Origin of the sequence: Allopontixanthobacter sediminis (assembly GCF_009828115.1) — a bacterium.
GTDB lineage: Bacteria > Pseudomonadota > Alphaproteobacteria > Sphingomonadales > Sphingomonadaceae > Allopontixanthobacter > Allopontixanthobacter sediminis.
The window spans coordinates 394,387-419,512 of sequence record NZ_WTYL01000001.1; the positions used below are offsets into that span (position 1 = coordinate 394,387).

25 protein-coding genes, 1 tRNA gene and 1 pseudogene are annotated in these 25,126 nt (G+C 64.3%); 19 read left to right on the forward strand and 8 right to left on the reverse strand.

The window, feature by feature from the left end; all coding sequences use genetic code 11:
• Position 1: 1 nt before the first annotated feature.
• Positions 2-193, forward strand: coding sequence for a hypothetical protein (locus GRI65_RS02080; protein ID WP_160754870.1), 192 nt, complete (start codon positions 2-4; stop codon positions 191-193).
• A gap of 30 nt (positions 194-223) precedes the next feature.
• On the opposite strand, the gene GRI65_RS02085 is transcribed toward GRI65_RS02080, so the two are convergent.
• Together GRI65_RS02085 and yghU are read right to left on the reverse strand one after the other, a co-directional pair.
• Positions 224-298: transfer RNA gene (locus GRI65_RS02085), tRNA-Gln, on the reverse strand.
• A gap of 90 nt (positions 299-388) precedes the next feature.
• Complete coding sequence (gene yghU, locus GRI65_RS02090; protein WP_160754871.1) at positions 389-1,243, reverse strand: glutathione-dependent disulfide-bond oxidoreductase; 855 nt, start codon at positions 1,241-1,243, stop codon at positions 389-391.
• A gap of 133 nt (positions 1,244-1,376) precedes the next feature.
• Between yghU and GRI65_RS02095 the strand changes: the two genes are divergently transcribed.
• From GRI65_RS02095 to GRI65_RS02120, 6 genes and pseudogenes are all read left to right on the forward strand, one after another.
• Complete coding sequence (locus tag GRI65_RS02095) at positions 1,377-3,695, forward strand: NAD(+) synthase (protein ID WP_160754872.1); 2,319 nt, start codon at positions 1,377-1,379, stop codon at positions 3,693-3,695.
• A gap of 60 nt (positions 3,696-3,755) precedes the next feature.
• Positions 3,756-4,340: a hypothetical protein gene (locus tag GRI65_RS02100; RefSeq protein ID WP_232843889.1), complete on the forward strand. Its 585-nt coding sequence runs from the start codon at positions 3,756-3,758 to the stop codon at positions 4,338-4,340.
• Entirely contained in the window at positions 4,337-5,041 is a 705-nt protein-coding gene (locus GRI65_RS02105) for a COG3904 family protein (protein ID WP_160754873.1), read from the forward strand. Before GRI65_RS02100 ends, GRI65_RS02105 begins: the two co-directional genes overlap by 4 nt.
• A 106-nt stretch (positions 5,042-5,147) precedes the next feature.
• Positions 5,148-6,203, forward strand: a pseudogene (locus tag GRI65_RS02110) (type III polyketide synthase); the annotation flags it as partial.
• Between the two features lie 6 nt (positions 6,204-6,209).
• On the forward strand, positions 6,210-6,896 hold the full coding sequence (locus GRI65_RS02115) for a methyltransferase domain-containing protein (protein WP_160754875.1): 687 nt from the start codon (positions 6,210-6,212) through the stop codon (positions 6,894-6,896).
• Positions 6,893-7,975, forward strand: a complete 1,083-nt coding sequence (locus GRI65_RS02120; RefSeq protein WP_160754876.1) for an NAD(P)/FAD-dependent oxidoreductase — start codon at positions 6,893-6,895, stop codon at positions 7,973-7,975. The genes GRI65_RS02115 and GRI65_RS02120 overlap by 4 nt, the downstream gene beginning before the upstream one ends.
• Before the next feature lie 32 nt (positions 7,976-8,007).
• Here the strand turns inward: GRI65_RS02120 and GRI65_RS02125 are convergent, their stop codons facing one another.
• Positions 8,008-9,102, reverse strand: a complete 1,095-nt coding sequence (locus tag GRI65_RS02125; RefSeq protein ID WP_160754877.1) for a branched-chain amino acid aminotransferase — start codon at positions 9,100-9,102, stop codon at positions 8,008-8,010.
• 540 nt (positions 9,103-9,642) lie between these two features.
• Positions 9,643-10,197 (reverse strand): hypothetical protein, encoded by a 555-nt coding sequence (locus GRI65_RS02130; RefSeq protein ID WP_332872578.1) that lies wholly within the window; start codon positions 10,195-10,197, stop codon positions 9,643-9,645.
• A gap of 62 nt (positions 10,198-10,259) precedes the next feature.
• Between GRI65_RS02130 and GRI65_RS02135 the strand changes: the two genes are divergently transcribed.
• The 6 genes from GRI65_RS02135 (at position 10,260) to GRI65_RS02160 (ending at position 14,772) form a co-directional block, all read left to right on the forward strand.
• On the forward strand, positions 10,260-11,015 hold the full coding sequence (locus GRI65_RS02135) for a TlyA family RNA methyltransferase (protein WP_408609022.1): 756 nt from the start codon (positions 10,260-10,262) through the stop codon (positions 11,013-11,015).
• Positions 11,016-11,115: 100 nt separating this feature from the next.
• On the forward strand, positions 11,116-11,667 hold the full coding sequence (locus tag GRI65_RS02140) for a TspO/MBR family protein (protein WP_160754878.1): 552 nt from the start codon (positions 11,116-11,118) through the stop codon (positions 11,665-11,667).
• 37 nt (positions 11,668-11,704) lie between these two features.
• Positions 11,705-11,950 (forward strand): accessory factor UbiK family protein, encoded by a 246-nt coding sequence (locus GRI65_RS02145; RefSeq protein WP_160754879.1) that lies wholly within the window; start codon positions 11,705-11,707, stop codon positions 11,948-11,950.
• A gap of 44 nt (positions 11,951-11,994) precedes the next feature.
• Positions 11,995-12,603: a DNA repair protein RecO gene (gene recO, locus GRI65_RS02150; RefSeq protein WP_160754880.1), complete on the forward strand. Its 609-nt coding sequence runs from the start codon at positions 11,995-11,997 to the stop codon at positions 12,601-12,603.
• 4 nt (positions 12,604-12,607) lie between these two features.
• The gene (gene leuB / locus GRI65_RS02155) at positions 12,608-13,666 is read left to right on the forward strand and encodes a 3-isopropylmalate dehydrogenase (RefSeq protein ID WP_160754881.1); all 1,059 of its coding nucleotides are present in this window, start codon (positions 12,608-12,610) and stop codon (positions 13,664-13,666) included.
• Complete coding sequence (locus GRI65_RS02160; protein WP_160754882.1) at positions 13,663-14,772, forward strand: glycosyltransferase family 2 protein; 1,110 nt, start codon at positions 13,663-13,665, stop codon at positions 14,770-14,772. The genes leuB and GRI65_RS02160 overlap by 4 nt, the downstream gene beginning before the upstream one ends.
• Before the next feature lie 9 nt (positions 14,773-14,781).
• On the opposite strand, the gene GRI65_RS02165 is transcribed toward GRI65_RS02160, so the two are convergent.
• Positions 14,782-16,062, reverse strand: a complete 1,281-nt coding sequence (locus GRI65_RS02165; protein WP_160754883.1) for a glycosyltransferase family 39 protein — start codon at positions 16,060-16,062, stop codon at positions 14,782-14,784.
• A 289-nt stretch (positions 16,063-16,351) separates the two neighbouring features.
• Positions 16,352-16,771 (reverse strand): hypothetical protein, encoded by a 420-nt coding sequence (locus tag GRI65_RS02170; RefSeq protein ID WP_160754884.1) that lies wholly within the window; start codon positions 16,769-16,771, stop codon positions 16,352-16,354.
• Positions 16,772-16,850: 79 nt separating this feature from the next.
• Between GRI65_RS02170 and GRI65_RS02175 the strand changes: the two genes are divergently transcribed.
• The 4 genes from GRI65_RS02175 (at position 16,851) to apaG (ending at position 21,012) form a co-directional block, all read left to right on the forward strand.
• Positions 16,851-17,426, forward strand: coding sequence for a TetR/AcrR family transcriptional regulator (locus tag GRI65_RS02175; protein ID WP_160754885.1), 576 nt, complete (start codon positions 16,851-16,853; stop codon positions 17,424-17,426).
• A 12-nt stretch (positions 17,427-17,438) separates the two neighbouring features.
• Positions 17,439-18,647 carry a trans-sulfuration enzyme family protein gene (locus tag GRI65_RS02180; protein WP_160754886.1) on the forward strand — a complete coding sequence of 403 codons (1,209 nt, stop codon included), beginning with the start codon at positions 17,439-17,441 and terminating at the stop codon, positions 18,645-18,647.
• A 105-nt stretch (positions 18,648-18,752) separates the two neighbouring features.
• Positions 18,753-20,558, forward strand: coding sequence for a sensor domain-containing diguanylate cyclase (locus tag GRI65_RS02185; RefSeq protein WP_160754887.1), 1,806 nt, complete (start codon positions 18,753-18,755; stop codon positions 20,556-20,558).
• 55 nt (positions 20,559-20,613) lie between these two features.
• On the forward strand, positions 20,614-21,012 hold the full coding sequence (gene apaG / locus GRI65_RS02190; RefSeq protein ID WP_160754888.1) for a Co2+/Mg2+ efflux protein ApaG: 399 nt from the start codon (positions 20,614-20,616) through the stop codon (positions 21,010-21,012).
• On the opposite strand, the gene GRI65_RS02195 is transcribed toward apaG, so the two are convergent.
• Positions 21,013-21,894, reverse strand: coding sequence for a LysR family transcriptional regulator (locus GRI65_RS02195; protein ID WP_160754889.1), 882 nt, complete (start codon positions 21,892-21,894; stop codon positions 21,013-21,015). It abuts the gene before it with no gap.
• Positions 21,895-22,007: 113 nt separating this feature from the next.
• Here GRI65_RS02195 and GRI65_RS02200 point away from each other — a divergent pair, with 113 nt between their 5' ends.
• Positions 22,008-22,574 carry an NADPH-dependent FMN reductase gene (locus GRI65_RS02200; protein ID WP_160754890.1) on the forward strand — a complete coding sequence of 189 codons (567 nt, stop codon included), beginning with the start codon at positions 22,008-22,010 and terminating at the stop codon, positions 22,572-22,574.
• Between the two features lie 46 nt (positions 22,575-22,620).
• Here GRI65_RS02200 and GRI65_RS02205 read toward each other — a convergent pair whose 3' ends face one another.
• On the reverse strand, positions 22,621-23,931 hold the full coding sequence (locus GRI65_RS02205; protein WP_232843890.1) for a peroxidase family protein: 1,311 nt from the start codon (positions 23,929-23,931) through the stop codon (positions 22,621-22,623).
• A 359-nt stretch (positions 23,932-24,290) separates the two neighbouring features.
• Between GRI65_RS02205 and GRI65_RS02210 the strand changes: the two genes are divergently transcribed.
• Positions 24,291-25,088 carry a LysR family transcriptional regulator gene (locus GRI65_RS02210; protein ID WP_160754891.1) on the forward strand — a complete coding sequence of 266 codons (798 nt, stop codon included), beginning with the start codon at positions 24,291-24,293 and terminating at the stop codon, positions 25,086-25,088.
• Positions 25,089-25,126 lie beyond the last annotated feature (38 nt).

The following is a 25,126-nucleotide window of genomic DNA, read 5'->3' on the forward strand; positions in this document are numbered from 1 at the left end:
GATGCTTCGGGAGTGGCGAATAGCCAAGCAATGCACGCGGGCGCTGACCGACGTGCTCGATCAGCTCGAGAGCGCCGCCCACGACGACAGAGTTACGATCGATTTGGATCTGATCCAGCAGAAAAGGGGGCGCTTCGCCAAGGAGCGCATTACCGCTCTCGCCTGCTCACCGCTCAGTGACCATGACAAATGAATGAGCGATTCTACGGAATTGTTTAAGAATTGGCTGGGGTGGCAGGGATCGAACCTGCGAATGCCGATACCAAAAACCGGTGCCTTACCACTTGGCCACACCCCAGCAGCGCCGACCTGCGGCGCGGACGTCTCTATAGCGTTCGCGCCGCGTAAGGGAAGGGGGTGCGGCCGCTTTTTTGGAGCGATTTCGGGTCTAGACCGCCCTGCCCTCGAAATCGGCGGCGGAATGGCGTTCGCGGACCTGTTCGCTTTCATCGCCCCAGGTCCGGTTGACCATCCGTGCGCGTTTGACTGCGGGGCGCGCTGCAATCGCTTTTGCCCAGCGGCCAACGGCTTCGTACTCGTCGATCGACAGGAATGTCTTCGCTTCGTTGTAGATGGTGCCTTCGACAAAGGGTGCCATCCACGCGAACGCGGCCATATCGGCGACCGTGTAGTCATCGCCGCCGAGGAATTGATTATCCTTCAGCCGGTTGTTGGCGACGTCGAACAAGCGCTTGGTTTCCATCGCGTAGCGGTTGATCGGGTATTCGTATTTTTCCGGAGCGTAGGCGTAGAAATGGCCAAAGCCGCCGCCGATGAAAGGCGCGCTGCCGATCTGCCAGAACAGCCAGCTGAGTACCTCGGCACGCGCAGCGGGGGCGGCGGGCAGGAACGCGCCGAATTTCTCGGCCAGGTGCATCAGGATCGCTCCGGATTCGAACACCCGGACCGGCTCGGGACCGCTGCGATCGAGCAAGGCCGGGATCTTCGAATTGGGGTTCACGGAGACAAACCCGCTGGTGAACTGGTCGCCTTCGCCGATGTTGATCAGCCATGCGTCGTATTCCGCCCCGGCATGGCCCGCCTCGAGCAATTCCTCGAGGATGATGTTCGCCTTCACTCCGTTGGGGGTCGCGAGCGAATAAAGCTGGAAGGGATGCTCGCCAACCGGGAGGTCTTTTTCGACCTGCGCGCCGGCGGTGGGCCGATTGATATTCGCAAACCGCCCCCCGCTTTCGCTGTCAAAAGTCCAAACGGCTGGCGGAGTATAAGCGGTATCGGCCAAGGGAAGTTCCTTTCTGGAATGTCGTGAGTTGTTCGTAAGGTGGGACCGAATGGTTGCAAGCCAAAGGAAGGGTTGGTTTGCGAATTGAAACGCGTTCTTGCCATCCGGTATCCTATTGGGATACTGGCGACGGATGCACCGTGCAGGCCGAAAAATCCGTGAATGGCGAGAAGCGCAGTCTCCGCCGCTGACTGCCGCTGCATTCGGCCAACGCTTCGGGTCGCCGGAACCATGGCCGAGCCGGACCGTGTATGGCTGGGAGACCAAGGGCAAGATCCCTCGGCCAGCCGTGCAGAAGCGGCTCGCTGAACTTGGCATTTGCGAGCCACCGGACTGGCTGGAAGACGACGACGGGACGAGCGACCATTCGATGAAGGCAGAACACCACAGCATGAAAACCAGCGAATTTCCTTTCCATTCGGTCCATCGTCACGGATTTGTGCGGGTCGCCACCAGTACCCCCAGCGTGCGCACGGCGGACGTGGCCTACAACACCGCCGCGGTGATCGAGCAGGCACGTGCCGCGCATGACGCGCATGTCGATCTGGTGGTTTACCCGGAACTGTGCGTGTCGTCTTACGCGCTCGACGACCTGCACCTGCAATCCGCGCTACTCGATGCCGTCGAGGATGCGCTGATCGAGATCGCTGCAGCGACTGCCGGCATGGTTCCGGTCCTGCTGGTCGGCGCCCCCCTGAGGCGTAATGGCCGGGTATACAATTGCGCGCTGGCGATCGCTGGCGGAAAGATCCTGGGTGCGGTGCCCAAGAGCTTCCTGCCTAATTACCGCGAATATTACGAGAAGCGCTGGTTCGCCGATGGCCGCCGGATCAAGGGCCAGGACATCGTGATCGGCGGCACCACAGTCCCCTTCGGCACCGACCTGCTGTTCGCGGCCAGCACCATCCCCGGCTTCGTTTTCCACCTCGAGATTTGCGAAGATTTCTGGGCACCGATCCCGCCTTCATCATTAGGCGCGCTGGCCGGGGCGACGATCCTGGCGAACCTGTCCGCATCCAACGTCACCATCGGCAAATCGGACGAGCGGCACCTGCTCGCCCGCGCGCAATCGGCCCGCGCGGTCGCCGCCTATGTCTATTCCGCCAGCGGTCACGGCGAAAGCACTACCGACCTCGCATGGGACGGGCAGGGCATGACCTATGAGATGGGCGACCTGCTGGCGGAAAGCGAGCGCTTCGGCCTCCATCCGGAACTCAGCATCGCCGACGTCGATGTCGACCGCATCCTCGGTGAACGGATGCGGATGCAGACCTTCAACGACGCGGCCGAGTTCGCCGGCAGGCCGGAGGACTGGTTCCGCACCGTCAGTTTCGAGCACCGGCCCGCCAGCAGCGATATCGGGCTGGTCCGCCCGGTTCGCCGGTTCCCGTTCGTGCCGGACCGGCTGCACAAGCTGGACGAGGACTGTTACGAGGCCTTCAACATCCAGGTGGACGGTCTGATGCGCCGGATCGAGGCGACCCGGGCCAAATCGCTGGTGATCGGGATTTCCGGCGGTCTCGACAGCACCCATGCGCTGATCGTGGCCGCGCGGACGTGTGACCGGATGGGCCTACCGCGCAGCTTCATCCGCGGGTTCACCATGCCCGGTTTCGGCACCAGCGAGGGGACGAAGTCCAACGCCTGGAAGCTGATGGAGGCGATGGGGATTACCGCGGAGGAAATCGACATCAAGCCCGCCGCCACAAGGATGCTCAAGGATATCGGCCACCCGTTCGGCGATGGTGAACCGGTCTACGATACCGTGTTCGAGAATGTGCAGGCGGGCCTGCGCACCGATTACCTGTTCCGCCTGTCCGGCCAGCACGGCGGTTTTGTGCTGGGGACGGGCGACCTGTCCGAACTCGCGCTTGGCTGGTGCACGTACGGTGTCGGCGACCAGATGAGCCATTATGGGGTCAATTCCGGTGTGCCCAAGACCTTGATCCAGTACCTCATCCGGTGGGCCGAACGAACCAACCAGTTCAATCCCGCAACCGATGCGGTTCTCGAAGCAATCCTCGACACGGAAATCTCGCCCGAACTGGTCCCGGCCAGCGCCGAGGGTAACGCGCAGAGCACCGAACAGGCAGTCGGGCCGTATGAGCTGAACGACTTTTTCCTCCATCACGTAATTCGCTACGGACAGCGTCCGTCGAAGGTCGCGTTCATGGCGTGGCACGCATGGCGCGATGCCAAGGAGGGGCTGTGGCCGGCGGAGTTTCCGGAAGAAAAGAAGAACGCCTATGATCTCCCGACAATCCGCTTCTGGCTGGAGAAATTCCTCCAGCGGTTCTTCGCGTTCAGCCAGTTCAAGCGCAGCGCGATGCCCAATGGCCCCAAGGTCAGCAGCGGCGGCTCGCTGAGCCCGCGCGGTGACTGGCGTGCGCCGAGCGATGCGGTGGCCGATCTGTGGCTCAAGGAATTGCGGGACAATGTGCCCGTTGATTAAGGAGCAATTGGTAGTTCGGTCAAAGCTGCTATAGTACCGCGATAATCCGGTGGGGGATAAATGATGGCAATTCCAAAGCTGAGCCGTGCCGCTGGCATTCTTGCGATAGCTGCCGTTGCTGCTTCGGCTGCCGTTCCCGCTTACGGGCAGTTCAGCGGATTGAGACTGCCCTCGATCACCAAGGCCGACACGGAAACTTCGTCGGATGGTTGCCCGAAGGGGAAGAAAAAGGGTGCTGGCTCCTCCATACTGGGGAAGGTGATCGGCCAGGTGGCGGGCGATGCCGCGTACCGGGCGGGCGTGTCACGCTGGGTGCCGATGGCCGAGGTATCGGACCAACTGACCAACGCCATCGCCTGCCGGCTCGATCCGGAAGAGCAGAAGCAGGCCGCCGAAGCGACGTTGGCGGCGACCCGGAGCGAAACCACCGGCTCCGCAGAGGTTGGCGCAAGCGCCAGCTGGACATCGGCGACGCGGGAAGATGTCTCGGGCAGTTCGACCGTCGTCGCCCGCAATGATGACAGCACCACCGGCCTGCAATGCATCACGGTAACCGACGTGATCATCGTGCGCGGCGAGGAAACCACTGCCAACAAGCGCATGTGCCGCCCGCCCGGCTCGGCGCGCTACTCGCTGGCCGCATGAGAGGGGCACGGCTCACGACCCTGCTCGCAGCGCTGGTCCTGCTGGGCGGCGCGAAGGGCATGGATCCGGTCAATCCCACCTGTCCGGCCAAACCCGACTGGGGGCCGTCCACGCCGATGTCGCTGACGCCCACAGACCGGGGCGGAAAGCGTGTCCTTATTGCTGATGGCGTGGTCGATGCTTCGCTTCCCGCCCGGCTGGCGGCGGCGCTTTCGGCTGATGAACGGATCGAGGAGGTTTGGCTCCGCTCGCGCGGGGGCAACGCCAAGGCGGGCAATGCCGCAGGCAAGATCATCCGGTCCTATCCCGGAATGGTCACCCGCATCCCGTCCGGCTGGACCTGTTTTTCTTCGTGCAATTTCGTGTTCATGGGCGGCGACCGCCGGTTTGTGGAGCCGGGCGGGATCTTCATGGTCCACATGTTCACCTATACCGGCCAGCGCGACGTGATCGACAGCGCGGTCAAGGAAGGCAGCGACGGCACGACGCAGCTGATCGGCGAAATCGAACAGCTGAGCGCCTTGCTCGCGAGCGAGGACAACGACTTCCTCATCCGCATGGGCATCAGCCGGCGGTTGCTGACCGAAATCATGTACCAGCAGGCGGCCACCGGGGGCGAGAACAACAAGGGCCAGCGCTATTGCCTGAGCCAGGACGAAGCCCGCGAATATAACGTGATGCCGCTTGAACGGGCTGGCTGACACGCTCCGCCGATAAGGCACCTCGGAAACAGCGTTTGAGAAACTTGCGGCGGACGGGATAAAATTGGCCTACTGCCAGTTGTAGTTTAAAACCCGACAGCAGAAAGTATCCATGGCCCGCATCGCCGCAATCGCGACTGCAATCCCCGATCTGGATTTCGAACCTGATTATCGCCGCTGGGCGATGGCGCAGCTCGGCGAATCGCGCGAGGCGAAGCTGTACGAACGGATGGCCGGGCGTTCGGGCATCGAACATCGGTGGTCGGTGTTGTCGGAAGAGGACGCCAAGCTGGACCAGGGGCGCGGGCTGTATGGCGGTCCTGCCGAACCCACCACGGCCAAGCGGATGGAGATATACGCGCAGGCCGCGCCGGAACTGGCACTCAAGGCGATCGAAAAGCTTCCGCCGCTCGGTGTCGTCACCCATATCGTGGTCGCGAGCTGCACCGGCTTTGTTGCCCCCGGGGTGGACCAGATCATCGCCCGCCGTCTTGGCCTATCCGACGATGTGGAGCGGGTACTGATCGGCTTCATGGGCTGTTATGCGGCGATCACCGCGCTGCGCACCGCGCGCCATATCGTCCGTTCCGAAGCGGACGCGCGGGTGCTCGTGGTGACCGTGGAACTGAGCAGCCTGCATCACCAGCAGGATTTCGATATCGAGCCGCTGCTGGCAGGCGCGCAATTCGGTGACGGGGCGGCGGCGGCGATTGTGACGGCGTCCGGCGCGGGGCTGGAACTGCGCGGCGGCATTTCCGCCGCGCTGGAAGACAGCGCGGAATTGATCACCTGGGACATTGTCGACACCGGTTTCAAGATGCGCTTGTCGGGCGAAGTTCCGGGCCGGATCGCCGCCGCCATCGCGCGGCCGGAGGTTCGCCAGCGGATCACCGGCGGAACGCCCGTGGCGGAAATCGACGCCTGGGCGGTTCATGCCGGGGGCCGGTCGATCCTCGATGCGGTGGAGAACGGGCTGGAACTTGCGCGCGGTTCGCTGGAGGATAGCCGCGAGGTGCTGCGGAGCTGCGGCAACATGTCCTCCTCCACCCTGATGTTCGTGCTGGAACGGATCATCCGCCAGAAGCCGGCGCGCGGGGTTGCGTTGGCCTTCGGTCCGGGGCTGGCGATGGAGGGCCTGCATTTCGGCTGGCTGGACGCCTAGTGCGCGATGCTTGAGACCCGCCGCATTGAAGAAGAACTGATGGACGATCCGGCGCTCGACCCGGCGGTTTACACGAAGGTCCTGCACGATCTGGCGAAGGTCAACCGGATCACCATGGCGCACCGCCCGACGCTGGCATTTCTCGATCGCGCGGTTGGTGGGCGCAAGAGTTTCCGCTTGCTCGATGTGGGGTTCGGAGACGGCGACATGCTGCGCCAGATTGCCCGATGGGCGTCGAAGCGCGGGATTGCCGCCGAGCTCGTCGGGATCGATCTCAATGCCAACAGCGTCGCCGCCGCGAGGGAAGCGACGCCCGCCAGCCTGCCGATCACCTACCGGGCGGGCGATTACGCCGACCTCGCCGGGGAAGGCTTCGACTGCATCGTTTCCAGTCTCGTCGCGCACCACATGACACGCGGCCAGTTGATCGAATTCCTCCGCTTCATGGACCGGCAGGCAGCTGCGGGGTGGCTGATCAACGACCTCCACCGGCATGGCTTTGCCTACCTTGGCTGGCCGGTGCTGGCGCGGGTGATGGGCTGGCACCGCATCGTCAGGCATGACGGGCACTTGTCGATTGCGCGCAGCTATCGCCCGCAGGAATGGCCGGGATTGTTGGACGCAGCCGGTGTCCGCGGCGCGCGAGTGTTCCGTGCGTTTCCCTTCCGCTTGTGTGTCGAAGGATTGCGGTGAAGGGCCGTCCGCTGATCCTCGGCGCAGGACCGGCCGGAGCGATGGCCGCGATCATGCTCGGACGCGCGGGAGCGGAACCCATCCTGATCGACCGCGATGCGATCGTGGGTGACGCGCTGTGCGGCGGTTTCCTCAGTTGGCGCAGCGCGGAGCGGTTGCGAGGCATCGGACTTGGCCTGCCGGACATCGGGGCGCATCCGGTCACCCGCCTGGCCCTGTATGCCGGCAAGGCGGAGGCGCATGCCGAATTGCCCGAAACCGGCTACGGCCTGTCCCGCCGCGGGTTCGATACCGCGATGCGCGCGCTAGCCGTGTCGAGCGGGGCGGAATTGCAGATCGACCGGATACGCCAACTATCTCCGGGAGCGGCGGTGGGGGAGCGGCAGGAATGGCGCTCCGGCAGTATCTTCCTCGCCGCGGGCAAGCACGACGTGCGCGGACATTCCCGGCCGCGGCAGTCGGACGACCCGGCGCTAGGGCTGCGCATCCGGATTCCGGCGCAGGCTGGCCTGACCCGGCTTCTCGGCGGAAAGATCGAACTGCACCTGTTTCCCGGCGGCTATGCCGGGATCGTGTGCCAGGAAGATGGCAGCGCGAATATCTGCCTCGCGCTTCGCAAGAGTATGCTGGCGGCGGCGGGCGGCGATCCGCGCGCCTTGCTCGACCGGTTGGCTGGCGAGCACCCCCATTTCGGACAGCGAATGGCGTTTGCCGCGTCTGACCTGACGATCGATAGCATCGGCGCGGTGCCCTATGGCTTCATTGCGCAAGGCACCCAGCCGGGGCTGTTCCGCCTGGGCGATCAGGCAGCAGTGATCCCGTCGCTGGCGGGGGAGGGGATGTCGATCGCGCTCACCAGCGGCGCGATGGCGGCGAAGTTCTGGCTCGAAGGCGGCGGAGGCGCGGCAGAAAATTACCAGCGCGCCATGGCCCGCGCCGCGCGCCGACCGGTGGCCGTGGCAAAACTGATCTGGGAAACTGCCGAAAGCGAACGATTCGGCCAGCCGCTCGTCAGGATGGCCGGTCTCGCGCCCTGGCTGACGAATTTGGCGATGCGGGCGAGCAGGATTGCGGCGTAAGCGGGCAGGCGCTCAACCCTGCACTCCCGCAATCAATCCACCTGCATCACCCAGCCGTGGGTATCGGCAATCGCGCCGCGCTGGATGCCGACGAGCTTTTCGCGCAGCCGCGTGGTCAGTTGGCCGGGGCCGCCGGAGCCGATCGTGAATTCGCCGTCCGGTCCGGCGACATGGCCGACCGCCGTGACCACCGCGGCGGTGCCGCAGGCCATCGTTTCGACGAGTTTCCCGCTGGCCGCGTCGGCGCGCCACTGGTCGATGCTGTAGGGTTCTTCGCGCACGGTCAGGCCTTCCTCGCGCGCGAGTTGCAGCAGGCTGTCGCGGGTGATGCCGGGCAGGATCGTGCCGGTCAGCGGCGGAGTGACCATGCTGCCATCGTCGAACACGAAGAACAGGTTCATGCCGCCGAGTTCCTCGACCCATTTGTGCTCCACCGCGTCGAGGAACAGCACCTGGTCGTGCCCGCGCGAGAACGCTTCGGCAGTGGGGATCAGGCTGGCGGCGTAATTGCCGCCGGTCTTGGCCGCGCCGGTGCCGCCGGGCGCAGCGCGCGAATAATCGCTGATCCAGATCGAAACGGCAGGCGAACCGGACTTGAAATAATTGCCCGCCGGACTAGCGATCACGAGGAATTTGTATTCGAGCGCGGGACGCACGCCGAGGAACGCCTCTGTCGCGAACATGAACGGGCGCAGGTAGAGCGAGCCGCCTTCGACAGTAGGAAACCAGTCGCGGTCGATCCGGACCTGTTCGCGCACGGCGGCGACAAACAAGTCTTCCGGCAAGGTCGGCATCGCCATGCGGGTGGCAGACGCGTTGAACCGCGCGGCGTTCGCTTCGGGGCGGAACAACGACAGGCTGCCGTCGGCCTGCCGGTATGCCTTCATTCCTTCGAAGATTTCCTGTGCGTAATGCAGCACCGATGCCGCGGGATCGAGACTGATGGGCACGCGCGGGCCGACGGAGGCGTTATGCCAGCCCTTTCCGTCCGTATAATCGATCGAAACCATGTGATCGGAAAACACCTTCCCGAAGCCGGGATCGGCAATCGCCGCGTTCCGCATGTCCGCGGACGTCGGAGCCGGGTGGGGTATCGTCATGAACAGGTTTGCCGGAGCGTCGGCCATTGCAGTGTCCTCAAGTGTCGACGGCGCGCCTATAGCGGTTTGAAACATCAGGCAAGCGAAAGGCGTCAATCTGGTAATAAATGGTAAGGCGGCCATCTTACGCGAGATGGCCGGAAATGAGAAGGGCCGCCACGGTCTAAGCCACGAAGCTGCCTCCGAGCCGAAAATGAGAAGGCGGCCCCGACCTCAGCCCGGAACCTGCCCCAGAGCTAAAATGAGAAGGGCGGCCCCGGCCTCAGCCGGGAACCGCCCTTCGCATGGTCAGCGGCCGGAAGTGCCGCCCACGGTTAGCCTCTATTGCCGATTTATCGGCAATAATGCTCCGTGCGGAAACTTACCGACCCCCTTGCTGAACCATGAGACATCGGATCACCTCCTTTCGCGCTATGTAGCCAGAGCCGCCCGGTCATCGGGTAGCCCAAGACCGCGTTCGCCGCTGATCTTGGGTACAATGTGATTCGTTTTGCGCCGCAACGCAAGTCTTGTAATTATCTTTTTCCACGTCAGAATGGCCCGCTCGCCAAATGGCCCGGCTCCCGGCTAGCGGCAGTCCTCGATCACTCGTGAAATTTCCGGCCAGCTTGGTGCGTAAACTGTCGGTAATCCGGTGGTTTCCACCGCAATGCGCCCTTTGCTCAACGCCATCGCATCGAGCAGCGGATCGCGCGCGGGCAGGGCGGCGATCAGCGACGGCATCGCGCCCGGATTGGGCGATGCGGTCAGCGCGCGCGCCTGTGTTTCCGTCAGAATGCGCATCGGCACCGGCCCGGCTGCATTGCCCGCTCGCACGATGAGGACCTGCCCCGCACCGCGCGTGCACTGGATGGTGAGCAGCGCATCGGTTTCCATTTGTCCGAACAGCGCCTGCGATCCGCCGGGCGTTGCGCGGTATGTCCAGTTGCCCGGCGTCGCGGGCGCGTCCATCCAGTTTTGCGGCGCGGTAATCACAGCGGCGGGCGGCGGTGCGGGCGCCGGGGTCGGGGCGGGCTGCGATACCGGCGGCGGCGTTTCCACCGGGCGAGGGACGCAGGCGGCAAGCGCGGCGCAGGCCAGCAAGGCGGGGGACAGGGTACTGGCGGCGCGCAGATGTTTCACATTCACTCCTGGTGGATCACGGTTCCTCTTCCCTTCAATGCGCGCTAACGCCGTTTGGGTCCATGGAGAAGATGGTGGTGACTGCCAAACGACGTCTCGATCAATTGCTGGCTGACCGCGGACTGGCCGAAAGCCGTACCCGTGCGCAGGCGCTGGTGATGGCGGGGCTCGTGTTCTCCGGCGAGACCAAGCTGCAGAAATCGGGCCAGCAATTGCCCGAGGACGCGCCGCTCGAGGTGCGCGGGCGGGACCATCCGTGGGTCAGCCGCGGCGGCATCAAGCTGGACCATGCGCTGGAATATTTCGCGCTCGACCCCTCAGGCGCGGTTGCAATGGACATCGGCAGTTCCACCGGCGGGTTCACCGATGTGCTGCTGTCCCGCGGCGCGGAACACGTGTTCGCGGTGGATTCCGGCACGAACCAGCTGGCGTGGAGGATCCGGCAGGACCCGCGGGTCACGGTGCTGGAACAGACCAGCGCGCGGATCCTCACGTCCGCCCAGATCGACCGCCCCTGCACCTGGGTCGTATGCGACGCGTCCTTCATTTCGCTGCGCAAGGTATTGGAAGTCCCGCTAAATCTTGCCGCGCCCGATTGCGACCTGGTGGCACTGATCAAGCCCCAGTTCGAGGTCGGCCGCGAAGAAGTGGGCAAGGGCGGGGTGGTCCGTGACGAGCGCCTGCACGCCCGCGTGTGCGATGAAGTCGGCGCGTGGCTGACCGGTATCGGCTGGGAAGTGGACGGCATCGTCCCCAGTCCGATCACCGGGCCGGAAGGCAACGTGGAATTCCTGATCCATGCGCGCCGACGGGCATGAGCATCGAGGGTGCCATAATGGGAGGCGCCTTTAGGGCAGGTTGCGAACCGGCGGACCCGTCGTCAGTATCGCTTCGGTGCGAATCATCTAGGATGTGTTCATGAACGTCATCGCTTCCCGCAGCCAGTTACGCGCAAGTTTCGTGCGCTGGGCCCTGGTGACCGTCCCGGCCGTGTTGCTGCTAGGGCTGCTGGCAGGCCGGTTGGGCGGCAGCGCGGACAGTGCGTGGTTCCAGTCGCTGGTCAGGCCGGACATTTTCCCGCCGCCGATGTGGTTCGGAATCGTCTGGAGTATCCTTTACGTGATGCTCGGCTTTGCGCTGGCGCTGGTGTGTTCGGCCTGGGGGGCGCGCGGCCGGACCGCGGCGATCGTGATGTTCCTGGTCCAGCTGGCGGTGAATTTGGCATGGTCGCCGATCTTCTTCGGACAGCACCAGATCACCGGGGGATTGATACTGATCGCGGTCCTCGACGTGCTGGTGATTGTTACGGCCGTGATGTTCTGGCGGGCGCGAAAACTGGCGGCGGTGCTGATGCTCCCCTACCTCGCGTGGATCCTGTTCGCGACGGTGCTCAATTACGAATTCCTCCGGCTCAACCCCGATGCGGACGGCGTCCAGAGCAGCGGCGCGGTGCAGCGGATGGAGTTTTGATCTTGCCGAACCCGCCGCATCATCCCAAATAGGCACCATGCAAAGCCAGAACCCCCTGATCGCCGACTTCGTGAAACTCGCCAACAGCGCGGTCGGGACCTTTGCCGGCATGACCCGCGAAGCACGCCAGAGCACGCGCGAACGGTTGAAGGAAGCGATGGGCGGACTTGATTTCGTCAGCCGCGAAGAATTCGACGCGGTCAAGGATATGGCTGCCAAAGCACGAGAAGAAAACGAGAAACTCAGCGAACGGCTTGCCGCGCTGGAAGCCAAGCTCGGCTGATCCTGCCCCTTCGCACTTTCATCCAAATCGGCTAGCGCAGGGCCATGCAACTGCGTGCGCCCGCCATTCTCCTGTCCGCCCGACCGCACGGCGAAACCGCGGTCATCGCCCGGATGCTGACCGAAGCGGAAGGGATGGTAGCGGCTTATATCGCGGGCGGACGCGGACGGGTGCTGCGTCCGGTGGTCATTCCGGGTAATCTGGTCGCCGCAGACATCCGCTCCAAATCCGATACCCAATTGCCGTTCGCCAGCCTCGAACTGGTCCAGAGCCGCGGCCCGTGGCTGTCCGAACCACTGCCGGCTGCGGCGATTTCGTGGGTCTGTGCGCTCAGCGCCACGGTGATGCCGGAAAGGAATCCCTATCCGGGCCTCTATTCTGCCTTGTCCGCGCTACTTGATGCGATCTGTAACGCGCCGTCCGCGCGGGGGTGGGCGGGGGCGCTGGTTGCCTACGAAATGCTGCTGCTTCGCGAACTTGGCTATGGCGGCGGCGCGCGGCCGGACAGCGCGGACTTTGCTGCGGTGATGGCGGCGTTCGAAGGGCTCGCGCAGCCGATCGAACACTACCTGCTTGCCGACCGCAAAGGCGATGTTATGGCGGCCCGCACATTGCTGGGCGCACGGCTCGCCCGGATCAGCGACCAAGGATAAGCGCATGAAAGTGGCAATTTTCCCCGGTGACGGGATCGGCGTGGAAGTCATCGCTCAGGCCGTGCGGGTGCTCGAAGCGCTCGGTTTGCCCGGCCTGACGCTGTTCGAAGGCGATGTCGGCGCGGCAGCGTGGCGGCGGCACGGTCATCCGTTACCGCCGGAAACGCTTGGCATGGCGCGGGCCTGCGATGCGATCCTGTTCGGTGCGGTCGGGGATCCGGCGTGCGACGGGCTGGTGCGGCACCTGCGGCCCGAACAGGCAGTGCTGGGCCTGCGTGCGGAGCTCGGCCTGTTCGCCAACCTTCGGCCCGCGAAAACCTTTGCCGGACTGGAGGATATGTCCGCGCTGAGGCCGGAAATCGCCAGCCAGATCGATTTGCTGATCGTGCGGGAACTCAACGGCGACGTGTATTTCGGCGAGAAGGGCATGCGCACCACCGACAACGGCGAGCGTGAAGGGTGGGATATGATGTCCTATGCCGAAAGCGAGGTCCGCCGGATCGCGCATACCGCCTTCCGCGCGGCGCAGGGCCGAAAAGGCCGCCTGACCAGCGTCGACAAGGCCAATGTGCTGGAAACCAGCCAGCTGTGGCGTGACGTGGTGACAGAAGTGTCGGCGGATTATCCGGACGTCGCGCTCGATCATTTGTACGTCGACAACGCGGCGATGCAGATGGTCAGGGCGCCGGGGCAGTTCGATGTCGTGGTGACGGGCAATTTGTTCGGCGATATCCTGTCCGACCAGGCGAGCATGTGCGTCGGTTCCATCGGCCTGCTGGCGAGCGCCTCGATGGGCGAACGCACAACCGAATTCGGCACCTTCGGATTGTACGAACCGATCCACGGCAGCGCGCCCGACATTGCCGGGCAGGGCATCGCCAACCCCTTGGCGACGATCCTGTCCGCGGCGATGATGCTGCGCCATTCGTTTGGCCGGGAGGATGATGCGGCGCGTATCGAAGCCGCCGTGGCCCGCGCGCTGGGGGAAGGCATCCGCGGCGCCGATCTTGGCGGCGATCTTGGTACTGCGGCGATCGGGGACGCCGTGCTGGAACGGCTGTGAAGTCTGAGGGCACCACGCTCGAACTTGCCCTGGTCCTCCCGACCCTCAACGAGCGCGACAACCTCGCGCCGTTGGTCGAGCGGATCGACGCGGCGCTGGCGGGCATCCGGTGGGAGGCGATTTTCGTCGATGACAACAGCGCCGACGGCACGGCTGACGAAATCCGGCGGCTGGCGCTGGCCGACCCGCGCCTGCGGGTGATCCAGCGGATCGGACGGCGCGGGCTGGCCTCCGCCGCGATCGAGGGAATGTGCGCTACCGCCGCGCCATATGTGGCGGTGATGGATGCGGACCACCAGCATGATCCGGCCCTGCTGCCCGCCATGCTGGAGGCGGTTCGGGGCGGGGCCTGCGATATCGCCGTGGCCTCTCGCTTCATCGAAGGCGGCAACGCCCAGGGCCTGTCCAGCGAGCGGCGCGAGGCGGGTTCGAACCTCGCCAACCGATTGGCGCGCAGATTGACCGGAGTGGATCTGACCGACCCGATGAGCGGGTTCTTCCTGACCGGCGCGGCGCGAGTGCGCTCGCTCGCACCGGCGCTGTCGGGCATCGGGTTCAAGGTGTTGCTCGACATTCTCGCCGCGTCGAGGCCGCCGCTCAGGGTCCGCGAGTTTCCCCTGCAGCTGGCCGAGCGCCGTGCCGGGACCAGCAAACTGGATCGCGCGATCGCGTTCGAGTTCCTGATCGGGCTGTATGAACGCAGCGTCGGACGGTTCATCCCGGTCCGGTTCGCCCTGTTCGGCACTGTCGGCGCGGTCGGCGTTGTTGTGCATTTCGCCGTCGTCGCGCTGCTGTTCCAGCTGCTCGGCAGCGGTTTCGCCGTGGCTCAGACAGCCGCGACACTGACCGCGATGACGTTCAATTTCTGGCTCAACAATTTCCTCACCTACCGGGACCGCCAGTTGCGCGGGCCGCTCAACTTGCTGCGCGGCTGGGCGGGATTTTGCGCCACCTGCGCCGTCGGGGCTTTCGCGAATATCGCGGCGGCAACGTACCTGCAGGCCAGCGGATTCCACTGGGCGCTGTCCGTGGCGGCGGGAATCCTGCTGGGCTCGGTGTGGAATTACGCGTTGTCGAGCAAGTTCGTGTGGGGGCGTTTTGGCTGACAGCGCGCCCTAGCGCCAGCTATCCAGCCACATCCAGTGGTTGAAACTCTGCGGACCTGCCAGCGGCGCGGCGCTGAGAATGGGATAAAACCACCCGAATATCGCAACGCTTCCGGCCACCACTCCGCCCGCGGCCCACCGGTTGCCGCGCCGCCACAGGGCGTCGAGCGCCAGGGACAGTCCCGCCAGCAGGAAGCAGCTCGGCAGGAAATAATGGTAGTAGAACTGGATCGGTTTGTTGACCGCCACCCAGAACAGCATGCTGGCGGCAAAGAAGACCAACACGGCCAGCGCATCCCACCGTTTTTGCGCGATCCCGGCCCACAGGCACCATGCCATCGCGGGCAGGCCAAGCAGCATCGTAAACGGGTTGCCGATCAGCAGGATGCCGCGCTGTGCCCCGTCGACCGGCTCGTAAAGATACCAGATCGCGCGCAAATTTAGCACCCAGTCGGGCCAGTTGCTCTGGTACGGGTGCGGTTTGATCACGCTCGATTGCAGCGCCATGATCTCCCGGTGCAGCGCGATAAATCCGCCTGGCTGCAGCGCACCGGTGGTGAAAAAATACGCGGGCAGGAAAGTCAGCCAGTAAACCGCCAGCGGCAGCAGCCCGAGCCACAGCCCCGCCTCCAGCAGGGTCATGCCCGGCAGCGGCATTCCGCGCCGGCTCATCAGCAAACGCCTGCGCCCGGCAAACGCGCGCAGCGCCAGGAAGCCGGCACCGGGGATCACCGCCAACGGTACGGCGTTCCATTTCGCCGCCATCGCCAACCCCAGCGCGGTGCCTGCGACAGCCAGTCTGCGCCGGCCCGTCTCCGGTTCTCGCATTGCGCCCGCGAGTTGCCACAGTGCGATGGCGAAAAAGCACACCATGAAGATGTCGAGCATGGCGATCCGCGAGTGGACGAACAGGGTAAAGCCGCTCGCCAGCAGGATGCCAAAGGCCAGCGAGGCAAACCGCGAACAACTGGCGAACCACATCGCCCGGCTGAAGGCGAACAGCGCAACCGTCCCGGCGAGCACCGAAAATATGCGCCAGCCGACCGGCCCATCGCCCAGCAGCGCAATCCCGGCGGCGATGATTTCCTTGCCCAGCAACGGGTGTTCCCGGTTCAGCCATTCCGACTGGTCGAGCAGGGCGCGGGCGGCGGGGAGGTAGTGTACTTCGTCGAAATACGGTGCGGACGGGATCGTCAGGCGAACAGAGCACAGGACCGCGAAAGCGAGGCTCAGCAGGACGGTCAGCCTTAGCGGATCACGCGGCGATGTGTGGGGCGGGGGCTGACTCATCTGCGCATGGTCTAGGGAGGCAGGCTAAACCCGACAAGTGGCTTCACATCGGTTAGTATGTTCGCAGTTGCACAAAGGCATACTGATGTAATAATCCGCAAATAGGGAGAGGAAGGGGTCTGCTAATATGCGGGGGCACTTCCATGGGGTTTTCACCAACTTGTTTATTTTCGGGGCACAAGATCAACCGTAGCCGGGTAAAGTTCGACGGCCGACAATTTCGCGGATATTGCCGCCGATGCGAATCTCCGCTGGTTCGGCAGTCGAACGGCTGGCGGCGGGACCGGGATCAGAGGGCCGATCCCTGAACTACCGCTGCGCCGGCGGAGGCTTTGCGGCGTTCGAGCCACAGGACCCGGGCGAGCATCGGTAACAGCGCGATCGAGGCGGTAAGTCCAGCCCCGATGATCCATGGCCACGTCCGCATTCCGACTGCCCGCGCCCGCGGAATCAACAGGAACAGCGCGATCGAGACCGCGAAGATCAGATCGTACCAGACCTGCGCCCCCCACAGGTTGGTGGTGTGATTGGCGACGAAGCCGATCGGGCCTTCTGCCCAGGCTGTCACTGCGGTGAAGCCGAAGAAGCCCCCGCCAAGCCATGCGGCGGCGGTGGCCGATCCGCGCAAGTCGCGTGACAAGGTCAGGTATAGAAAAACGGCGGCACCAGCGGCGATGCCGGCAATGAAAAGTATCTCCGTGGGGGTCATGGCACTGGTCCCTTCATTCGGGTGGACGTAGCAATCGCTACACTTGTGCACGAATGTAGCGCTTGCTACAAGTCTTTTGATGACGAACCAATCTGACAATCTCGACGTTTCGGGACGCGTTCCGCTCGACCGGCAGGCGATGCTCCGCGCGATGGCCGCCCATGTGCTGCAGCATGGGTTGTCGGATGCCAGCTTGCGGCCCCTGGCGAAGGCCGCGGGAACCAGCGACCGGATGTTGATCTATCATTTCGGTAACAAGGAAGCGCTGATGGCGGAACTTCTCGGCTATCTGGCGAACGCCTATTCCGAAGCACTGGACGAGGCGCTGCCAACCGGGCGTGCCGACAGCCGCGGCGAGTGTCTCTATTCGATTGCGGCAGCGACCCGCGGGCCGCAATTCGCGCCCTATCTGGCGCTGTGGTGGCAGATCGTGGCCGAAGCATCACGCGGCAACGAAACCTATCGGACCAGCGCCCGCGAGATCATGCGAAGGCTGCTCGGCTGGGTGGAAGATTTCATGCCTGCTGGCGAGGCGGATCCGGCCGGGGCCGCTCAACACGTCCTGACCCTGGTGGAGGGGGCGCAAATGCTCGACGCGGTCGGCTGCAGCGATATTGCCGACGCGGCGCTTGCCCGCGCCATCACCGCCGACTAAGCAGCCCGCATCATGAAGAAAACTACCGGCATGAACCGCGAAATCACCCGCACATGGCGACCTGCGACGCAGGCCATTCGCGGCGGCACCTGGCGGAGCGAACACGGCGAAACGAGCGAGGCGTTGTTCCTCACGTCGGGCTACACCTACGATGACGCCGCGACCGTCGCCGCGCGCTTTGCCGGCGATGATCCGGGCATGACCTATTCGCGCTTGCAGAACCCGACCGTGGCCATGCTGGAAGAACGCATCGCTCTGATGGAAGGGGCCGAAGCCTGCCGCGCGCAGGCGAGCGGCATGGCGGCAATGACTGCGGCGTTGCTGTGCCAATTGTCGGCCGGCGACCACTGTGTCGCGGCCCGGGCGGCGTTCGGATCGTGCCGCTGGCTGGTCGACCACCTGCTGCCGCGCTTCGGCATCGAAACCACTGTAATCGACAGCGCCGATGATGCGGCCTGGGAAGCGGCGATCCGCCCCAACACCAAGGTGTTCTTTTTCGAAACGCCTGCCAATCCGACGCTCGATATCGTCGACATCGCGCATGTCTGCGCTCTCGCCCGGTCGCACGGGATCGTCAGCGTGGTCGACAACGCTTTCTGTTCGGCCGCGTTGCAAAGGCCGCTTGAATTCGGTGCCGATGTCATTGCCTATTCCGCCACCAAGCTGATGGACGGACAGGGCCGGGTCCTGGCGGGCGCGGTATGCGGAACCTCGGACTTCATCAACGAGAAGCTGCTGCCGTTCCAGCGCAACACCGGCCCCAATCTGGCGCCGTTCAACGCATGGGTCGTGCTTAAGGGGCTCGAAACCTTGTCCCTGCGCGCGCACCGCCAGAGCGAGAACGCGCTCAAGCTGGGCCAGTTCATGGAAGGCCGCGTGCCGGTGATGCTCCACCCCGGTCTTGCCAGTCATCCGCGCCACGAACTCGCGATGCGCCAGATGGACGCCTGCGGCCCGATCTTCAGCCTGGTCGTGGACGGCGGCCGGGCGCAGGCGCATGCCTTGCTGGATGCGCTGGAGCTGATTGATATTTCGAACAATATCGGCGATTCGCGCAGCCTCATGTGCCATCCTGCCAGCACCACCCACGCCGCGATGGGCGAGGAAGCGCGTGCCGAGATGGGCGTTTCCGAAGGAATGCTGCGGATAAACGTCGGACTGGAAGATATCGACGACCTGATCGAGGATATGGACCGGGCCCTGACCGCCGCCGGCATGTAAGCCGCAATGCGCTGATCCGCATGGTTAATTTCAGGTCCCTATGCGGGTCAAAAACCTGCTCTCCTTAGCAAAGCGTAAACCCTGATTCCGCTAAGCAAGCGGATTATGGGACGGGACAGAGGAATATTGGCGGAACTGCTCCGTCCTTTGGTCACAGGCGTGACGTATTTCCTGCTCGCGCATTTTTCGCTCAGCGCTTCGATGGGGCTCCACGGAATGGCCACGATGTGGCCGCCGAGCGGGCTTTTGCTCGGTGTGTTGCTGCTTAACCGGCGTGACCGATGGCCGGGCTTAATTCTCGCGTGCGCCGCGGCGAGTGCAGCAGCCAATTACATGGCGCATTCCGATCCCCTGCTCACGGCCGGGTTCACGGTCGCCAACATGATCGAAAGTGTGCTGGTGATCCGCTTGCTGGGCAAGGAAGCACGGCAATTCGGCGCCTTCGGGGAACCGCACCGGATCATCCGGTTCGCTGCGTCGGTAATCGCCGGCGGCCTCACCAGCGCCGCGATCGCGACGTACTTCGTCGGCGGCTGGTCGTTCGGGGTATTTGTTTCCTGGGCCACCACGGTCATCCTCGGGATGCTTATCGTCACCCCGATCATCGTCACCACAGCCCATTACATGAACCGGCGGCGACGCCCGGTCAGCCGTGCGGAGATCCTGTCTTCGGTGATTGCCCTCGGCCTCGTTGGAACGGTGACGATGCTGGTGTTCACGCAGGCGACTTATCCGCTGCTGTTCGTACCGTTGGCGGCGGTCATCATGGTCACATACCTGTTCGGGCCGCCCGGCGCAGCGGCCAGCGTGTTCGTGATTGCGGTTATCGGTTCAATCGCGACAACCAACGGGCTCGGGCCGATCCCGGCGCTCGAGGGCGACCGGTACATCAACGTCCTGTTCTTCCAGTTCTTCCTCGGTGTCGCCTTGCTGTCATCCTTCCCGCTGGCGGCACTACTGGCACAGCGCGCCAACAATCTGGCTGATCTGGAGCATAGCAACCGGATGCTGGAAATGGCCGAACGCGCGGCCCATGTCGGGCATTGGCGCGTCGATCTCAGGACCAACAAGCTGGTCTGGTCGGCGGAAGTCTACCGCATTCACGGCTACGATTCCGCTTACCAGCCAACTGTGCCGGCGGCCATCCAGGCCTATCACCGCGATGACCGCAAACGGGTGCTCGCCTGCCTGAAGGAAACGGCTGACACCGGCGTGCCGTTCAAGTTCGATGCGCGGTTGGTCCGCAAGGACGGCTCGATCCGCCACATCAGCAGCAGCGGTGAAATGGAGCGCAATCCGGTCACCGGCCAACCTGCCGCAGTTGTCGGCATGTTCATGGACGTGACCGACCGGGTCAATTCGCTGAGCCAGCTTGAACTCGCCCGGAAGGCCGCCGAGGTCGAAGCGCGTAATGCGGCGATCCTGGCCGAAACCGACCAATTGACCGGTCTCGCGAACCGGCGGAAAATCCTCGAGGATCTTCGCGGCGAGATCGCGCGGGCGGAGGCGTTTGGCGAACCGCTGGCGATTGCGGTGCTCGACGTCGACCACTTCAAGAACATCAACGATACGCTTGGTCACGCTGCGGGGGACGAGGTGCTGACGCGTCTCGGACAGATATTCACGCGCAGCTTGCGCAGTTCCGACCGTGTCGGGCGGGTCGGGGGTGAAGAGTTCGTCCTCGTGTTGCCCGGGATGACCGCCGATACGGCAACCCCGCTGGCCGAGCGGCTCCGCGCCGAGATTGCCGATCTCGACTGGCCGGAAGCCGGTCTCGACCAGGTAACGGTCAGCATCGGGATCGCCGGCCATTCGCGCGGGCTGGACGACCGCGCCTTGATGCTGGCTGCGGACCTGGCGCTTTACTCCGCCAAGCGCGACGGACGAAATCTTCTCCGCGTCGCAGCCTAGGATCGGCCAAGCTCCCTTGTGAAGCCGCGCCAGCCGCGTTACCTTTACGGCTGACATGAAAGAGTTATTCCAGCACGCCGCGATCACGCAAGATATCACCGTCCGGGTGGCGGTCAGCTTTTTGCCCGAACAATCGCAGCCCGATGCCGGAAAGTGGTTCTGGGTCTACCATATCCGCCTGGAAAACGGCTCCGACGACCAGGTTCAGCTCAAGATGCGGCACTGGCGGATCACCGACGGCCGGGGGCTGGTCAGCCATGTCGACGGCGAGGGGGTGGTCGGGGAAACTCCCGTCCTCCAGCCCGGCCAGGCGCATGACTACGTGTCGGGATGCCCGCTGACGACGGCGCAGGGTTCGATGGAGGGATATTTCACCTTCACCCGTTCGGACGGGACCCCGTTCGAAGTCGCGATCCCCTATTTTCCGCTGGCCGCGCCCGCCACGGCGGACTGATCAGCCGAACCGCCAGCCCGCTGCAGGATCGGCCATCAGGTCGAGGAATGCGCGAACCTTGGGGGTGCGGTTGAGGTCGACATGCGTCACCAGCCATAGCGGGACCGCCCAATCGGCGCGGGGCGGCAGCACCTCCACCAGTTCCGGATGATCGGCGGCGAGATATTCGGGCAGGAACCCGATGCCGACGCCTGCCAGGACGGCCGCGGTATGGCTGGGGATGTCGTTGCTGACCAGCACCACATCCCGCGGCGCGATGTGCTGCGCCATCCATTTGAGGAACGGCGCGCGGGGATTGGCCGCATCGCTGCCGACGAAACGGTGTCCGGGCAAATCCGCTTCGCCCTCCGGCAGACCGTGAGCGGCGGCGTACGACCGGTGCGCGTAGAGGCCGACGTGCATGGTTCCGGCGCTGCGCACCACGTTGTCCGGGTCCTGCGGCCTCGCGCCGACCCGCAGCGCGATATGCGCTTCGCCGTATTCCAGTTTCGCCAGGTCCTGGCTGGCAAGGAAGCGGGTCTTGACCGCAGGATGCCGCCGCCCGAATTCGGCGATGACCGGAAACAGGTGCTCGGCCATCTGCGCGATCGAGGTGAGCACCAGGTCGCCCTCGATGACTTCCGCCTGGCTCTTCGCGTGGAGGAACAGCTGGTCGAACTGTTCTTCGCACGCCTCGGCGACCTGCAGCAGCCGGAGCCCGAGGTCGGTCGGCACGAACCCCCGCCGGTTGCGCTGGAACAGCTTGGCGCCAAGAACACCTTCCAGCGTGTCGATGTGCCGGGTGACGGTGGCGCGGTGGACGTTGAGCGCATCCGCCGCCGCGCTGACGGTGCCGAGCCGCGCAACGGTGGCCGCCGTCCTGATCTCGTTCCAATCCTGCATCGCACACGCCCCGTTGCTGTAAAAACGCGCATTGGTTGCGCAATCGGGGCTCTATACCTATTTCATGCAGCATGCCATATCGGTTCGTGAACCAGTCTCCAGGAGCCCAGCCCATGAAAATTCTCGCCTTTGCCGCCAGCAATTCAAGCCAGTCGATCAACCGCATGCTGGTCCACCACGCCGCGGATGTCCTGCGGTCCGAAATCATGCCCGACGCCGAGATCGAAACGCTCGACATCGACGATTACGAGATGCCGATCTATTCGATGGACCGCGAACATGCGGACGGAATTCCCGAACTGGCGAAACAGTTCCGCGCAAAGATCGCCCAGGCCGATGCGCTCCTGATCTCCTTTGCCGAGCATAACGGGCATTATACTGCGGCGTACAAGAACGTCTTCGACTGGGCATCGCGGATCGAAGGCAAGGTCTATGCGGGCAAGCCGATGGTGGCCCTGTCCGCATCACCCGGACCGGGCGGCGCCGCCAGCGTCCTCGCTGCGGCAAAGACCTCGGCCCCCTATTTCGGGTCGGACATCCGGGGCAGCCTGGGCGTGGCCAATTTCGGGTCCGTTTTCGATGCGGATGCCGGGGCCTTCACCGATGCCGACCTGGCGCGTGACCTTCGCGATGCACTGGCCGGGCTGACCGCCGAAAAGGCGGAGCCGGCTTCCGCCTGACAGATTGCGGGCGGCCGCCCCCCTGGCAGCCGCCCGCTTGGCGCGATCAGGGCTGCGCGACGGTGAGTATTTTTCCGATCGTGTCCCAGTCCGCGCGCGGCGACCAGTTCCGGTTTGTCCCCAGGAACGAGCGGTCGTCGAGCTCCAGCAGGCCGATGATCGTTTCGGCCACGATCCGCGCCCCGACCGGGCCGAGGCCTTCGCCCTTGGTACGGTTGCCATTCGCTTCGCCGCGTCCGATTTGTTCGGCTTCCGCCAGCAGGTAAAGCCACAGCGGCACTCCGGAACGCGACACGCCCATGCTCTCGACCTTGTCGCGGACCTTGTCGAGTTCCGCAGCGGGGCGTTCCATGAACTCGGCAATCTTGTCGCCGCCGGGCAGGCGGAAGGTGTTGCCGCGCAGCATGTTGCGCACCGCCAGCGAATTGACATCGGCGGGCGCGATGAAGGGCAGGGCGAGCAGGATGGACGCGAGCTTGGTATCGAGCTGGTCCGCCTTCTGGACGCTGCGGCCGGCCGGGGTGAAAAACAGCTCGTGGAAATCCACTACCGCCGCCGCATCGCTGAGCGGGTTGAAGCCGCCCCCCAGCACGGTGCCGAACAGGTCATGATCGGGCCCGCCGGTCTGGGTCTGGATCTTCTGCGGAATCATCGAATGCCCGAAGCGGTAAGCCGCGACCGAAAACTCGACGGGAATGTAGGGAATTCCGCCGCAGTAATAGAGCCTGCCGCAGGTGAGGATTTCCTCCACGACCGCCTCTCCGCAAATCGCGGTTAGGAAATCGGTCACGACGCCCCATTGGTAATGCCATGTCGTGGTCCGGCGGGCTTCCTCGTACAGATGTGCTCCGGTCAGGCTGGCGTCCTCGGCATTCAGCGTATCGCACACATGGTTGTGGAAACGGATCATCGCCAGTTGCATCTGGCTGATGATACGGTTCTCATCGTTGCGCGGGTCGCCGATGATCGCCCGTCCGTTGGCCGCGCGGGCAAGATCGCTGTCCGCGAGGCCGCCGGCTCCACTGTCCGCGCCGGTGAGAAGTTTCGCGCCGCCGAACGTGCCGCCGTTTGTGTACAGGAAAGGTTCGGCTTCCGGCCCGAGGCCGTAGATGCAATCCAGGTCGAGCGTCGGAGTGCGCACATTGGCGATGTCCCCGGTGTCCGCAACCACCTGGCTGAAACTGGTCGTGGCATCGAGCGTCACGTCATGATCGACGAACTGGCCGAAGAATATCATTCCGACCGGCACGCCCTTGGTGCGTTTTTTCTGGGTGCCGGTGTCCATCGGCCCGCCTGGTGCACCAACGGTTTGCAGGACTTCCGGCCGGACATAGGCGGGGGCAATATTCGGGAACATTCTTCCGAAACGGTCCTCGCGACTTGGCGCACCTTCGCGATTACTACAGTATTTATACAATCCCGAGAGTGTTTTCATTCCATGATGTTCATGCTGGGTCATCGTCAACTCCATTATGGTTTATTGTTTATTAATCATAAGGTATTGCGACTCGATTTTCTTTAGTTTAAGCACGGTTCGATCATTTCGGATTGTGCATTTTCGACAATTTCTTCGGTTCGGCAGTATTCGCGCTGGAATGTGCGAATTTTACGATACGACGAGGCATCGGCGCGTCGGGGAGGCCTGGCGGCGCAGGAGGGGCAAGGGGTCAATCCCGCAGTTGCGGCAGGGGGCCGGTAGGCCTAGATGCGGCCCGTATGAAGCGGACTCACCTGCCCCTGAACGCCCTGCGCGTGTTCGATGCCGCCGCCCGGCACCTGTCCTTCACCCGCGCAGCGGACGAGTTGGCGGTGACCCCGGCTGCCGTCGGCCAGCAGATACGCGCGCTTGAGGACCACCTTGGCACGGTCCTGTTCCGCCGGACCAGCAAGGGGCTCGAACTGACCGATGAAGGGAGCGCCGGGCTCGATTCGCTGCGGGAAGGTTTCATGCGCTTCGAGGAAAGCGTCCAGGCGATGCAGGCCGGGCAGGCGAGTGACCGGTACGCGATTGCTTGTCCGCGCGAATTCTATGCCCAGTGGCTGGCCCCACGGCTGGCGGCGTTCCGCAGGGACAATCCCGGCGTCCGGTTCCAGCTGGTGGCGGACGAGAATGCCGAATTCACCGAGACCAACCTCGATTTCGCGGTGCGGCTGGTCGACGGCCCGGGTGATCTGGAGGGCGTCGAACTGGCCCCGGCGCGGCGCGTGGTGGTGGCGGCGCCCGATGCGCCGGATGACTGGATCGACTGGCCCGGTGCCCCGCTCCCCGGTGGTGCGGAGGCGGTTATCCTGGCTGGTAACGCCGGGCAGGCGCTCAGTTCCGCGATGGCCGGCATGGGCAAGGCTATCCTGCCCTACCTGCTGGTGGAGGAAGCGCTCGGTCAGGGCCGGCTGACCGCGCTCGAAGGACCGGACGAGGGCCGACGCGCCTATTGGCTGGTCGCGCCTCTGCCCCAGTGGCGGCAGAAAAAGGTCAAGGCACTGGTCGCGTTCCTGGCTGGCAATCACGCCTGAGCCGGCGCTCGGCGGCTCGCCGCTGACAGCCCGAACTT

What these genes read in the sequence shown, in the direction of transcription:
- GRI65_RS02080 (WP_160754870.1), top strand. Translation starts at nt 2, where the DNA reads ATGCTTCGGGAGTGGCGAATAGCCAAGCAATGCACGCGGGCGCTGACC.
- GRI65_RS02095 (WP_160754872.1), top strand. Translation starts at nt 1,377, where the DNA reads ATGCACCGTGCAGGCCGAAAAATCCGTGAATGGCGAGAAGCGCAGTCT.
- GRI65_RS02100 (WP_232843889.1), top strand. Translation starts at nt 3,756, where the DNA reads ATGATGGCAATTCCAAAGCTGAGCCGTGCCGCTGGCATTCTTGCGATA.
- GRI65_RS02105 (WP_160754873.1), top strand. Translation starts at nt 4,337, where the DNA reads ATGAGAGGGGCACGGCTCACGACCCTGCTCGCAGCGCTGGTCCTGCTG.
- GRI65_RS02115 (WP_160754875.1), top strand. Translation starts at nt 6,210, where the DNA reads ATGCTTGAGACCCGCCGCATTGAAGAAGAACTGATGGACGATCCGGCG.
- GRI65_RS02125 (WP_160754877.1), bottom strand. Translation starts at nt 9,102, where the DNA reads ATGGCCGACGCTCCGGCAAACCTGTTCATGACGATACCCCACCCGGCT.
- GRI65_RS02135 (WP_408609022.1), top strand. Translation starts at nt 10,260, where the DNA reads ATGGAGAAGATGGTGGTGACTGCCAAACGACGTCTCGATCAATTGCTG.
- GRI65_RS02140 (WP_160754878.1), top strand. Translation starts at nt 11,116, where the DNA reads ATGAACGTCATCGCTTCCCGCAGCCAGTTACGCGCAAGTTTCGTGCGC.
- GRI65_RS02145 (WP_160754879.1), top strand. Translation starts at nt 11,705, where the DNA reads ATGCAAAGCCAGAACCCCCTGATCGCCGACTTCGTGAAACTCGCCAAC.
- recO (WP_160754880.1), top strand. Translation starts at nt 11,995, where the DNA reads ATGCAACTGCGTGCGCCCGCCATTCTCCTGTCCGCCCGACCGCACGGC.
- leuB (WP_160754881.1), top strand. Translation starts at nt 12,608, where the DNA reads ATGAAAGTGGCAATTTTCCCCGGTGACGGGATCGGCGTGGAAGTCATC.
- GRI65_RS02165 (WP_160754883.1), bottom strand. Translation starts at nt 16,062, where the DNA reads ATGAGTCAGCCCCCGCCCCACACATCGCCGCGTGATCCGCTAAGGCTG.
- GRI65_RS02170 (WP_160754884.1), bottom strand. Translation starts at nt 16,771, where the DNA reads ATGACCCCCACGGAGATACTTTTCATTGCCGGCATCGCCGCTGGTGCC.
- GRI65_RS02175 (WP_160754885.1), top strand. Translation starts at nt 16,851, where the DNA reads ATGACGAACCAATCTGACAATCTCGACGTTTCGGGACGCGTTCCGCTC.
- GRI65_RS02180 (WP_160754886.1), top strand. Translation starts at nt 17,439, where the DNA reads ATGAAGAAAACTACCGGCATGAACCGCGAAATCACCCGCACATGGCGA.
- GRI65_RS02185 (WP_160754887.1), top strand. Translation starts at nt 18,753, where the DNA reads ATGGGACGGGACAGAGGAATATTGGCGGAACTGCTCCGTCCTTTGGTC.
- apaG (WP_160754888.1), top strand. Translation starts at nt 20,614, where the DNA reads ATGAAAGAGTTATTCCAGCACGCCGCGATCACGCAAGATATCACCGTC.
- GRI65_RS02195 (WP_160754889.1), bottom strand. Translation starts at nt 21,894, where the DNA reads ATGCAGGATTGGAACGAGATCAGGACGGCGGCCACCGTTGCGCGGCTC.
- GRI65_RS02200 (WP_160754890.1), top strand. Translation starts at nt 22,008, where the DNA reads ATGAAAATTCTCGCCTTTGCCGCCAGCAATTCAAGCCAGTCGATCAAC.
- GRI65_RS02205 (WP_232843890.1), bottom strand. Translation starts at nt 23,931, where the DNA reads ATGTTCCCGAATATTGCCCCCGCCTATGTCCGGCCGGAAGTCCTGCAA.
- GRI65_RS02210 (WP_160754891.1), top strand. Translation starts at nt 24,291, where the DNA reads ATGAAGCGGACTCACCTGCCCCTGAACGCCCTGCGCGTGTTCGATGCC.